Source organism: Mucilaginibacter lappiensis, from assembly GCF_900155965.1.
In the GTDB taxonomy this organism is placed as follows: Bacteria; Bacteroidota; Bacteroidia; order Sphingobacteriales; family Sphingobacteriaceae; genus Mucilaginibacter; species Mucilaginibacter lappiensis.
The window spans coordinates 56154-68519 of the sequence record NZ_FTMG01000011.1; the positions used below are offsets into that span (position 1 = coordinate 56154).

Here is a 12366-nt window from a genome sequence, read left to right on the forward strand (position 1 = left end):
ATATTTTAATTAATAAGTATTTATATAATTGAAATATTACTATTTTGCCGTATGAATATATCTGTACTTAAAAAAATAACTTTACTGGCATTGGCAGGGATGCCGGCTATAACTTTTGCACAGGATGCAAAATATACTATTCAGGGTAAAATAGGAAACAATAACGCGCCTGCCAAAGTTTACCTGGAGTATCGTAAACAAGGCAAAACCATTGTTGACTCGGTTACTTTAACCGGCGGTAAGTTTCAGTTTAGCGGTGTAACAGGTACCGATCCGGTTAATGCCTACCTGATGTTTAATGATAAAGGTAATGGTGCTGGTAGTGCCGAAGATTATCGCTCCATATATATTGAACCAGGAACCGTTAATGTGATAACAGCAGACTTGCTGGCCAATGCCAAAGTTGATGGCCCCAAAACCAATAGGGATAACGAAAAATATAAGCTGGCTCAAAAGCCAATAAATGATGCTTACGAGGCCCTTGCCGCAAAGCGTAAGGCGGCAACCCCCGAGCAACAAGCCGATCCTGCGTTTGCCAAGCAACTATCTGCAGAAGAAAAAGCTATTGACGATAAGAGCACACTTGCTGATAAACAATTTATAAAAGACAATCCGGATTCATACATCAGCCTGAACGCGCTGGAAGGCTATGCCTACAGTGCCGACTATGTAGATATTGAACCTTTGTTCAATGCTTTTACCCCCGCGGTAAAACAAACCGAAGCAGGAAAAAAATTCGCCGAGCGTTTGCCTAAACTCAAAGCCGTTGCTTTAGGCGCAACAGCTCCGGAGTTTGCTGAGGCAGATACCAGCGGTAAAGAGATCAGTCTTTCATCATTCCGTGGTAAGTATGTGCTGATTGATTTCTGGGCATCATGGTGTGGCCCGTGCCGCAGGGAAAATCCTAACGTAGTGGTGGCTTACAATAAATATAAAGGACAGAAATTTACCATTTTGGGCGTGTCTTTAGACAGACCGAATGCTAAAGACAAATGGCTGGCGGCTATCCACAAAGACGGCCTGACCTGGAACCATGTATCCGACCTGAAATTCTGGGACAGCAAGGCCGCCGCTTTATATGCCGTACGTGGCATCCCGCAAAACTTTTTATTGGATCCCAACGGCAAGATCATCGCCAAAAATCTGAGAGGCGAAGACCTGGAAAAGAAGCTGTCTGAAATTTTTGGGAAGATATAATTAGGTCATTAAGGCATTGGGTCATTAAGTCATTAACTTGATAGATCATAAGAAAGGCGTAATAAATAATTATTACGCCTTTCTTATTTATATTTTATTCAATGAGTCAATGACGATTCATCAAATGACCCAATGACCATTAAAGAAGGTCAAACCCGATATCTCTTCTGAAATACATGCCGTCGTAATAAATGCGGCTGGCGTCGGCGGTGGCTTGTTGCAGGGCGTTAAACATATTGTCCTGTAGAGTGGTAATTGCTAAAACACGACCGCCTGTGGTGATCACATTGTCGCCATCTGTTGATGTGCCGGCATGAAAAACGATAGATTCATGGATATTCTCTGTTCCGGTTATTACCTTGTTTTTGAGGTATTCGCCAGGATATCCGCCTGCTACCATTACAACGGTAGCAGCAGTCTTAGGACTAATGATCAGTTCTTTTTCATTCAGGCTACCTTCGGCAACACCTTGCAGCAGATCAACAAAATCCGAATCAATACGGCGCATTACGCTTTCCGTTTCCGGGTCGCCCATGCGGCAATTGTATTCAATAACCCACGGCTCGCCATCACTGTTCATCAGACCTATAAAAATAAAGCCTTTGTACGGGATACCGTCTTTTTTTAAACCTTCAACTGTAGGGATAATTACTTTCTCTTCTACCTTTTTCAAATAGGCAGCATCGGCAAATGGTACCGGTGAAACAGAACCCATGCCACCGGTATTCAGTCCGGTATCACCTTCGCCAATACGTTTGTAGTCCTTGGCTTCGGGCAATATTTTATAGCTGTTACCATCGGTCATTACAAAAACCGAAAGCTCAATACCTGTTAAAAATTGCTCTATGACCACGCGCGAACTGGCTTCGCCAAACTTGGCTTCGGCTAGCATCTCGGTAAGCTCCTGTTGGGCTTCTTCCAGGGTGGTACATATCAATACGCCTTTTCCGGCTGCCAGCCCATCAGCTTTCAATACAACGGGTAAGCCTGCAGTAGTCAGGTAAGTTAAACCTTCCTGCAAAGTATCCCTGGTGAAGGTTTTATAGGCCGCCGTAGGGATGTTATGCTTTTCCATAAACTGTTTGGAAAAATCTTTACTGCCTTCTAGCTGTGCGGCTTCCTGCTGCGGACCTACAACCGGGATATTTTTCAATTGCTCATCGTTCAGGAAAAAATCATGTACACCTTTTACCAGCGGTTCTTCGGGGCCAACCAATACCAGGCTGATGGCGTTGCCCAGCACAAAGGTCCTGATACCTTCAAAGTCGGTAACCTTGAGGTTAACATTGGTTCCATATTGCGTGGTGCCGGCATTACCGGGCGCAATAAAAAGGTTTTGACACTTTGGGCTTTGAGCTATTTTCCAGGCGAAGGCACTTTCCCTTCCGCCCGAACCGAGGATCAGGATATTCATGGCGGCAAAGATAGTTATTTGGCGTTAAGTTTGGGACGGTAAGAATAGAACGCTGTATCGACTCACCCCGACATCGTTGCGCTTGTCACCCCTCTCTTCGCCTGTGGCGAAAAGAAGGGCCAATATTATAAAAATATGTGATTGCGAGGAACGACGAAGCAATCTCCTCGCGTTTTTCATCGGTAAGAATAGCTATGAGATTGCTTCGTACCTCGCAATGACATATTAGTTATTTGTAGCCTTAGTAAAATGCAAAAGCCCCTGGAAGTTAACCCAGAGACTTTTGCAAATCTTTACTAATGTTGCTTAAACCTCCAGAACCGGCGCATCCTTTATTTTTTCCAAAACAGATGCCGGTAAATAAGGCCTGCCGCCGGTGGCAGGTACGCAGGTGCCTGTAAAAACAGCCTTGGTCATCACCTTGTTATTGAGGATGATGGACTGTTTGAAATGTAATTTTGGAGCGCCGCCTTTATCGGCAAAAAGCTCGCAGGTAACGCTGAAGTTATCGCCCTTTTTCAGCGAACGTAAAAAGCTGATGCTATAGTTTGACAGTACCATGTACACACCATTTTTGGCTTCGATCTCAAAGTCGAAACCCAGCACTTCGCGGATGTAATCATGCCTGCAGTACTCCATATAAAAGGGGTAATACAAACCATCCATAATTTCCTGAACATCGATGTGTTCTTCTTTGGCAACGTAATTTTTAGAATATTCCATAAGTATGTATTTTAATAGGGCAATGCGGCAAATATATAAACTAAAAAATCCCGGCTATATTACAGCGGGGACTTTTTTAATTATTGTACTTTATAGAGCTTGCGCTTATAGAACAAACCTATTTTTCAATACTATAGTAGCTTGCAATATGATATACATTTAAGCTACTTTAAATTTTATGGGCCGATCATTCCCTCGTATACTTTTCCGGAATTGTGCCGGTGATTCTCCTTTATATTTTTTAAATGTTTTGGTGAGATGGCTTTCGTCGCTAAAACCCAATTCATAGGCAATTTCATTCAGGCGCATATTGCTATGGCGTAGCCTTGTTTCGGCCAATGACAGTTTGTAATTGATAATGAATTGCTGCAGGTTTTCGCTGGTTTGTTTTTTAAAATATTCGCTGATGTAATTGGTGGAGATATTAAAATGTTCGGCAATGTTTTCGGCCTTTAGTTTTTCGGCATCATAAATGTTCAAATGCACGTAATTGATGATCTGCAGGGCAATGGTATCGCCACCGGTTTTTGCATCACATTTGATGGTAATGTTGCGCGCTACTATTGTGATCAGCGTATTGATCAATTGCTGCACCAATTCCTTTTGCATGTTCGGGCCCTGCTCGTACTCGGTTACAATTCCAGCTATAATAGCCGCTACCAGGGGTTTGTCGCGCTCATTCCTGATGATCTCACCCTGATCCTGTTTACTCTGAAAAATATATTCCAGTTTGTGCATCCAGTTGTCGGCGCTATGCTGCTCTTCGTTGCCGGTGGTTATCCCTTTCAGATAAATATTATTAAAGCAAACAAATACAAAAGCAGTAGTTTTTTCCACCGTAAAATGATGTGTCATCAACGGCCCCAGCATAAAGAGGCTGCCGGGTTGGTATTTGAAGCCGTTACCGTTAATATGGTGAATTCCCTCACCTTCCGTAATATATACCAGCTCAAAAAACGTATGCTGATGGGTGCGCATCGGGCATTCATCCGAGCGGAGAAGTCTGATTTCGAAAGGGGTAAATAAGTGTTGGGTCTGCATATCCTTAAAAACTACCTTTTTATCCCAAAAATGTACAGGAATTAGCCTTTGGTCTAACCCGATCTTTGGGGTATACAAAAGTAAAGATATGAAAGCTATAATATTAAGTGAAAACGGTGGTACAGATAAACTGGTTTTAAAAGAGGTAAACAAACCCGTTATTGCGCCCAATGAGGTGCTCATAAAAACAAAAGCCCTAAGCATTAACCCAGTAGATGGTTTTGTACGGAAAAATGAGGTTTACACCAAAAAGAAACTAATGCCACAGCCCGGCGAAGAAATGATACTAGGCTGGGATGTTGCCGGCACGGTGGTAGAAACCGGCACAGAGGTAACTGATTTTGAAACCGGCGACGAGGTGTTTGGTATGGTTAAATTTCCGGGTCATGCCAAAGGTTATGCCGAATATGTGGCGGCCCCGGCTGATCATCTGGCGCTAAAACCGTCGAACATATCCTATCGTGAGGCTGCTGCTGCTACACTGGCCGCTTTAACGGCCTGGCAGGGACTGGTTACCTATGCCAAAATACAACCCGGCGATAAGGTGCTGATCCACGCGGCAGCGGGTGGTGTGGGGCACTATGCCATCCAGATAGCCAAACATTTTGGGGCTTATGTAATAGGCACGGGTTCGGCGGCAAGTAAGGATTTTATATTGAGCCAGGGCGCCGATGAATTTATTGACTATAACCGGGAAAAATTTGAAGATAGGGTAAAGGATGCCAATATCGTGCTTGATTCTATTTATGGCGATCATATCCTGCGGTCAATTAATGCGGTGAAACATGGTGGTCGCCTGGTAAGCTTGCTCGCCTTTTTTGAGAGTGAAATTGCCGAAAAGGCCAAAGCTAAAGAGCTGCTTACTTATCGTATAGCCGTAGAATCAAATGGGGATGATATGAAAGAGATAGCCAAACTACTGGCTAACGGAGAGTTAAAATCATATGTTTCTGATGTTTACAGCTTTGAGGATATTCCGAAAGCGCAAGATAAAGTAGATGGCGGTAAAACCAGGGGTAAGATTGTGATAGAGCTGTAGTCTTATTAGTATTTAAGGTAAAGATCCGCAAAAGCCGACTTATAATGCCGGTTTTTTGTGGATAACCTGGTGTAAAATACCTGTATAATTTATAAACAAAAATGATCATGTCTCAGTCTGCAAACAATCAACAGATTATTATATGCTATTTTGGATGTGGGCGATTGAAGCATGCAAAAAACAGTTAGTACGGAATTACCCTGTATTTCGGATATAGCCTCCGGATGCAACAAGAATTTTACGTTGTTGGTATTATAAAAAAAGATATATTAGATTCAGAAAGCCATAGTGTATATGACAAAGTCCAGAAAATATTTTTTAAGCTTTATAGTATATGCTTTAAGCACCATGCTCATATGTTGGAGTGAATACCTCTTTTGTGATAATTTAACTCCTTTCAAACTTATTCTTCCAGTGGTTTTTATATTGCTTACTTATTCCATCTTCCTTTATCAAGTAAGCAAGGGGAAAACTCATGACAGCCAGTAAACGCCCCCCCGGCCGGGGAAATCTCCACCAGTTTTTTTGCCTGAATGTGAGTAATGTACAATTATTGCTTATCCGGTTAGGCATTGAACATTAGCTATTTTCAAGCTGATACTATAACAAAAAAATAATAACTAATAATAAATTGCGATATTTGGTCATGCATCTGTCAGGGTTCCATTATGATCAGGCCCTAAAACGGATAAAATAACAGCTCATATACAGGTATTTCATTAACGACAATGCAGTTATAGGGTGGATTATTTAGGAGCGTAAGGATAAATGGCAGATGAATATTTTAAACCATTAAACATTTTACCTTATGAAAAAGCTTTCCCTATTGTTAGCCGCACTATGCATGGCAGCTATCAGCTATGCGCAAACACCCACCACACCAACGCCCGACACCGCCAAAAGATGGAAGATACACGGCGAAAATACTTTTCTGATCAGCCAAAGTTCTTATAAAAACTGGTCGGCGGGTGGTGTAAATGCCTTTGCCGGTAACCTGATCTTCAACTACGATTTTAATTATAAAAAGGATGTATGGAGCTGGGATAATAAAGTGATCCTGGGATACGGATTAAGCAAACAGCAGAATGTAGGCTGGCAAAAAAACGACGACCGTATTATTCTGAATAGCTTACTGGGCCGGCAGGCATCCAAATACTGGTTATATACATTTTATATGAACTTCCAGAGCCAGTTTACCAAAGGCTATAATTACAGTACAACGCCAAGAACGTTGATATCAGATTTCCTGGCTCCGGCTTATCTTACTTTTGGCCCTGGTTTTGCCTACAAACGTTCTGATAATTTCAGGATCAATATTTCGCCTGCCGCGGCACGTATCATTATCGTTCAGAATGATTCACTTTCTCATGTTGGGGCTTTTGGTGTTACACCCGATCATAAAAGCCTGTTCCAGTTTGGAGCTTCGTTGGATGCCTATTACAAGGTTAATCTGGTACAGAACATCAGCCTGGAAAATATCCTCAAACTATACTCAGACTACCTGCACAAACCCGGCGATATTTATACCGATTATACCGTTAACCTGTTTATGAAAGTAAACAAGTTTGTAACCGTTAATGCCGGTGCACAGCTTATTTATGATGGTAAAACCAGAATACCAAATCCAGACAAAACTTCCAAGATAGCCCTGCAGGTTAAACAGATTTTTGGGGCTGGTTTAACTTATAAATTTTAGCAGTTCCGATATTCGTCATATAGCAAAAAGCCCCTTAATTTGATGGTTAAGGGGTTTCTTGTGGTATAATGGCCAAGCTCAGTTAAATTAGGCTAAAGCCTTTTTTATAATTTGAATCAACCGTTGGCTAAAGCCAAACGGCAATGAATAAAAAATTCAGTTCTAAATAAAATCAAAATTCATTGCCGTCCCATTTATGGGGCGGGAGAGAAAAAATTGAAAAATGGCTTCAGCCGAATAAACTATTGAAAGTGGCCTAATGCAACCTCCTGGTCCCTTTCTGGAGACTCAGAGGGGACAAAAAATCAAGGGATTTTTTTATTAAAAGGTTTTACTTTACAGCCTCAACTTTAAAATTCTCGAAAGTTACAGGGAAGCTTAATTTGCCTGGAGCAGCGGCTACCATGCCTATTTCTACTTTTACATCGGGCGGGAAATAAGCCAGGCGAAGCATGTCAAATTTCTGTCCGTCAAAAGAGTATTTGATCTCTACATAATCGCCTTTGCGCAGCAACTTTAACCATACCGATTTAGGGCTGTCATGGCGCGGCACTACCGACCAGTCTGATACTTCGCGGGTTACCACAGCGCTTATATTCTGCACGCCGTCAACATACTCAATACCGGTTTTGATCCAGTTTTTTTCGTCGATGCGTACCATCAGGCCAGCTTGGTGAAACAATTCATGATAGCTACCGGTAATCTTTACGCTGGCTTCAAAGTTACCGGCCATTTCCTGGTAGTAAAAAGGGCCATTGTCGCGCTTAAAGCCATAATGGGTAACCTGCCAGTAATCGGTACCCGGGTCAACGGTGAAAGTGAACTTTTGGGCATTGCCTTCGGCCGCTTTTGTTGGCTTGTTAAACCATTTCATGTCGGGGTTACTTTGCGCAAAAGCGCCGGTAAGAGCAAACAGGCAGATCATAGCGGTTAGTTTAATTTTTTTGTTGTGGACGTTAAAAGATGTTTTCATTTGTTAGATAGATAATTAGATAAATGTGCCGGCAAGATAGGAAATAAGTTTGTGTCAATGTAACAGATATATGTACTTTCCTGCATGAAACAGCGTTAACAAGCTGTTGCCATTTATGTGTAAACAAAACTATATGGCTTCTGAGTAGTTATTCTTTATTGTACTATATTTAAGCATAAAAAAAATCAAATGATGAAATACCGAATATCCATCCTGGCGCTGCTTGTAGTAGCAGTGCTTGGACAAAGTTGCGTAAGCACCAAAAAATACAAAGAGCTGGATGCCAACTATACCCAGCTCCAGAACAGCACCCGCGATCTGAGCGTTAAATACCAAACCAGCGAACAGTCACTCGCCGTGGCCAATGGCCGGGTAAGCAGTCTGGAAGATCAGTTGAAGTCTGAACGATCAAACGTAAAGGCTTTGCAGGATGCGTTGGATAAGTGTTTAAATTCCAGCAACCAGGGCAGCGTAAATATTTCAAAACTGGTTGACGAGATCAACAGCTCAAACCGTTACATACAACAATTGGTGAATGCGAAAAGCAAAAGCGATTCACTTAATATGGTGTTAACCAACAACCTTACCCGTTCATTAAGTCCGCAGGAAACACAGGATGTTGATGTGAAGGTATTGAAAGGTGTGGTTTACATTTCGCTTTCTGATAATATGCTGTACAAATCTGGCAGCTATGAAATATCTGATAAAGCGGGTACAACCCTGAGCAAAATTGCCAAGATTATTACCGATTACAGCAATTATGATGTGCTGATAGAAGGTAATACCGATAATGTACCTATCTCTCAGAAAAACATCCGCAATAACTGGGATCTGAGCGCATTGCGTGCATCATCAGTGGTGCAGGCCTTGCAAAATACTTACCAGGTTGATCCTAAGCGCTTAACAGCCGGTGGTCGTGGCGAGTACAACCCGATTGCTGATAACAGCTCTCCAACCGGTAAGGCACAAAACAGGCGTACACAAATTATCATCACGCCAAAATTGGATCAGTTTATGGATCTGATAGGCAAAGCGCCCGAGCAACAGCCGGTAGCACCACAGAAATAATAAGAATAAGTAATGATGTAAAAAGCGGCGGTCATGAAAATGGCAGCCGCTTTTTTGTTTATCAACAAATGTAAATGTTTTGAAAAAAGCATAGGATTAAGTTTGTGTTTTAAATAAACATAAACACATGAAATACACTATTCTGATATTGGTGAATGCCACCGGTCAATGGCTCACCTTACCCCGTGCCGAGCGCGATGCTTTTGTTGAAAACGAACTGCGGCCCATTTTTAAAAAGTTTAAAACCACCTGTAACATCAGGCTGTATGATGCTGATTTTACGCACGCCCACATTTCCGACTTCTTAATCGTCGAAACCGATAACCTCGAAGATCATGCTTACTTGATGGGTTACCTTCGGGAGTCAAAAACCTTTGCTATCCCGTACTTTGAAGTTAAAGAGTTGGTTGTGGGAGTGGCTAATAATTTCAGAGGTTCATTGGCTATTGAGGATGTAACCGGTGTAAACTAGGTTGTTAATAGTTATAGAAAAGCGACGACTCTCTATGTCTGTCGCTTTTTTATAAAAAGTTTGTTACGCAATCGTTTCCGTATATTATTGTGGCATTAACAGTTAAAACTGTTGGCTTTTCGAGCTAATTCTTCGATATTTGGTTATGCTGGTCGAACGGACTAGTCATTTAACAACCAATTTACCTATTCTTCATGGAAAAATCACGCCGTACTTTTATCAGGCAGGCCGCGCTGGCGGGTGCCGGTGTAATGCTTGCTCAAAACAGCTGGAGCGCCAAAAGCTATAAACGCATCATCGGTGCTAACGATCGCGTGCGGGTTGGTGTAGTAGGCTTTTCAGACCGGCACCGCAGTTCACACATCCCCAGCTTTATGAACCATTACAAGGAGCTCAATTTTGAGGTGGTTGGGGTATCTGACATTTGGAAACGGCGGCGTGAGGAGGGTTCGGCTATTTGGAAAGAGAAGATGCAGCATGACGTAAAAGCCTACCGCAATAACGAGGAAATGTATGACAGCAAAACGGTCGACGCGGTATTTATCAGCACTGCCGACTTTCAGCATGCACGTCATACCATCGAGGCGGTAAAGGCCGGTTGCGATGCCTATGTAGAAAAGCCTTTTGCCGAAACCATGGAAGATAACCGCGCTGCGCTCAAAGCAGTAAAAGAATCGGGTAAAATTGTACAGATAGGTTCGCAGCGCCGCAGTGGTGCCAATTATCATGCGGCAAATGATTTTATACGCTCGGGTAAGTTTGGCCCCATTACCATGGTAGAGCTTACCTGGAACGTGAACCAGCCGGGCAGATGGCGCAGGCCGGAGTTGCTGGGTTTGCTTAAAGAAGAAGATACCGATTGGAAACGATTTATCATGAACCGCCCTTATGAGGCCTTTGATCCGCGTAAATATTTGGAGTTTCGCTTGTTCTGGCCATTCTCCTCTGGTTTGGCCGGCCAATGGATGAGTCACCAGATTGATACGGTGCACTGGTTTACCGGATTGAAACATCCGCGCAGCGTGGTAGCCAACGGCGGCATATATGTATGGAAAGACGGCCGCAGAAACTGGGATACCATTTTGGCCGCGTTTGATTATGGTCCGCTGGATGATCCATCAACAGGTTTCCAGGTAACTTTTGGCTCGCGCATGCACAATGGCGATGAGCACCCGGCCGAGATCTATTACTCCAATGGTGGCGAACTCAATCTGAACACCAATAAAGTTTCGCCCGAGGGCGGTTTAACACAAAAAATGGCCGATGCCATGCACATGCAAGCCAACTTGCTGCCCGAGATCAATCTGGCCAATACCGAAAAAGTAATAGCATCTGCCAACACCGGCGGCGACGTGCTCACTTCAAACCATGTTCGTAACTGGATGGAATGCGTACGCAGTCGTAAAGAACCACATGCCCCGGTTGAAGCAGGTTACAGCCATTCCATAGCCAATATCATGACCAATGCCGCCGTACATACCGGCTACAAAGCCACCTTTGATGAGGCTACGCAGGAAGTAATGGCTAATGGTAAAGTGTTTAAATATTAATTTTTTTATAATTCCCCTCTTGAGAGGGGGCGCGTTGGCCGTGAATTGGCAGGGGTGTGTTTATGAAAGCGATGAAACACACCCCTGCGCCTCTCAAGAGGGGAGCCCGATACATTGGCCGGCAACATCAATATACAGTAATATGAGAATCTTTAAAACTTTAAGCATCGCCATCCTTACGTCGTTATCATCATTAGCTCAGGCCCAAAAGGCCGAGCCGGTAAAGATTGTTAAAACAGCAAAGGATAAAATAGATATTTCCATCGGTGGTAAACCTTTCACCAGTTTCCTGTTTCCTGATACATTAGAGAAACCAGTGTTATATCCCTTGTATACCGCAGGTGGCACTCTGGTAACCCGTGGATTCCCGCTGGCGCCGCGTGCCGGCGATCCGGTAGATCATCCGCATCACATCGGTATCTGGTTTAATTTCGAAAATCTCAATGGGCTCGATTTCTGGAACAATTCCTACGCTATCCCCCAAAGTAAAAAACACGCTTACGGCTGGATCCGTACCGACCGCATCCTGGAAACCAAAAGTGGCAGCACGGGCGTACTGGTCTATCACGCCAACTGGACCAATCAACAAAAAGAGGTGATCCTGGAAGAAACCACCCGCTTTGAATTTAGTGGCGATGCCTACCAGCGTATTATCGACCGGTATACCACCCTGAAAGCTGATATAGATGCTGTTTTTAAAGATGCCAAAGATGGTTTGCTGGGCTTACGTTTTACGCATGAACTGCAAATTCCCGATACGGCCGATCAAAAATATACCGACGATAAGGGAAACGTAACGGTTGTAAAAGGCGGGAAGGATCACATTGCCAACGGAACCTACCTTACCAGCGCGGGCAAAACCGGTAACGATGCCTGGAGCACCCGGGGCGTTTGGTGCAAAGTTTACGGCAAAATGGGTGCCGACTCAGTAAGCATTGCCATTATTGATCATCCGCAAAATCCTAATTATCCTACCTTCTGGCATGCGCGCGGCTACGGACTGTTCGCTGCCAACCCACTGGGTGAAAAGATCTTTACCAACGGCAAATCAGAAAAGAACCTGACCCTTAAAAAGGGTGAATCGGTAACTTTTCGATATCGCATCGTGATCAGTAATGGTGCGCAGACTATCAGTGTGGCAAAATTGAATGAACTGGCTGGTAGCTTTGGGAAGAAGTAGGGTATTGTAAAAT

General features: G+C 43.4%; 11 protein-coding genes. 7 read left to right on the top strand and 4 right to left on the bottom strand.

Annotated features, from left to right (window positions below):
* Positions 1–51 precede the first annotated feature (51 nt).
* Positions 52–1197: a TlpA disulfide reductase family protein gene (locus BW976_RS19250; RefSeq protein ID WP_076375474.1), complete on the top strand. Its 1146-nt coding sequence runs from the start codon at positions 52–54 to the stop codon at positions 1195–1197.
* 139 nt (positions 1198–1336) lie between these two features.
* On the opposite strand, the gene purD is transcribed toward BW976_RS19250, so the two are convergent.
* From purD to BW976_RS19265, 3 genes are all read right to left on the bottom strand, one after another.
* Positions 1337–2611, bottom strand: a complete 1275-nt coding sequence (gene purD, locus BW976_RS19255) for a phosphoribosylamine--glycine ligase (RefSeq protein WP_076375476.1) — start codon at positions 2609–2611, stop codon at positions 1337–1339.
* Positions 2612–2917: 306 nt separating this feature from the next.
* Positions 2918–3334 (bottom strand): acyl-CoA thioesterase, encoded by a 417-nt coding sequence (locus tag BW976_RS19260; protein ID WP_076375478.1) that lies wholly within the window; start codon positions 3332–3334, stop codon positions 2918–2920.
* A 159-nt stretch (positions 3335–3493) separates the two neighbouring features.
* A complete protein-coding gene (locus BW976_RS19265) occupies positions 3494–4375 on the bottom strand; it encodes an AraC family transcriptional regulator (protein WP_076375730.1) in 882 nt (293 codons plus the stop codon).
* 88 nt (positions 4376–4463) lie between these two features.
* Between BW976_RS19265 and BW976_RS19270 the strand changes: the two genes are divergently transcribed.
* Together BW976_RS19270 and BW976_RS19275 are read left to right on the top strand one after the other, a co-directional pair.
* Positions 4464–5414 carry an NADP-dependent oxidoreductase gene (locus BW976_RS19270; RefSeq protein WP_076375480.1) on the top strand — a complete coding sequence of 317 codons (951 nt, stop codon included), beginning with the start codon at positions 4464–4466 and terminating at the stop codon, positions 5412–5414.
* An 808-nt stretch (positions 5415–6222) separates the two neighbouring features.
* Positions 6223–7110: a DUF3078 domain-containing protein gene (locus tag BW976_RS19275; RefSeq protein ID WP_076375482.1), complete on the top strand. Its 888-nt coding sequence runs from the start codon at positions 6223–6225 to the stop codon at positions 7108–7110.
* A gap of 331 nt (positions 7111–7441) precedes the next feature.
* Here BW976_RS19275 and BW976_RS19280 read toward each other — a convergent pair whose 3' ends face one another.
* On the bottom strand, positions 7442–8083 hold the full coding sequence (locus tag BW976_RS19280; protein WP_217696281.1) for a DUF1349 domain-containing protein: 642 nt from the start codon (positions 8081–8083) through the stop codon (positions 7442–7444).
* A 189-nt stretch (positions 8084–8272) separates the two neighbouring features.
* Between BW976_RS19280 and BW976_RS19285 the strand changes: the two genes are divergently transcribed.
* The 4 genes from BW976_RS19285 (at position 8273) to BW976_RS19300 (ending at position 12353) form a co-directional block, all read left to right on the top strand.
* Complete coding sequence (locus tag BW976_RS19285; RefSeq protein WP_076375484.1) at positions 8273–9151, top strand: OmpA/MotB family protein; 879 nt, start codon at positions 8273–8275, stop codon at positions 9149–9151.
* A gap of 127 nt (positions 9152–9278) precedes the next feature.
* On the top strand, positions 9279–9623 hold the full coding sequence (locus BW976_RS19290) for a darcynin family protein (RefSeq protein ID WP_076375486.1): 345 nt from the start codon (positions 9279–9281) through the stop codon (positions 9621–9623).
* Between the two features lie 194 nt (positions 9624–9817).
* Complete coding sequence (locus tag BW976_RS19295; RefSeq protein ID WP_076375488.1) at positions 9818–11173, top strand: Gfo/Idh/MocA family protein; 1356 nt, start codon at positions 9818–9820, stop codon at positions 11171–11173.
* A 142-nt stretch (positions 11174–11315) separates the two neighbouring features.
* Positions 11316–12353 carry a DUF6807 domain-containing protein gene (locus tag BW976_RS19300; protein WP_076375734.1) on the top strand — a complete coding sequence of 346 codons (1038 nt, stop codon included), beginning with the start codon at positions 11316–11318 and terminating at the stop codon, positions 12351–12353.
* The last annotated feature ends 13 nt before the right edge of the window (positions 12354–12366 follow it).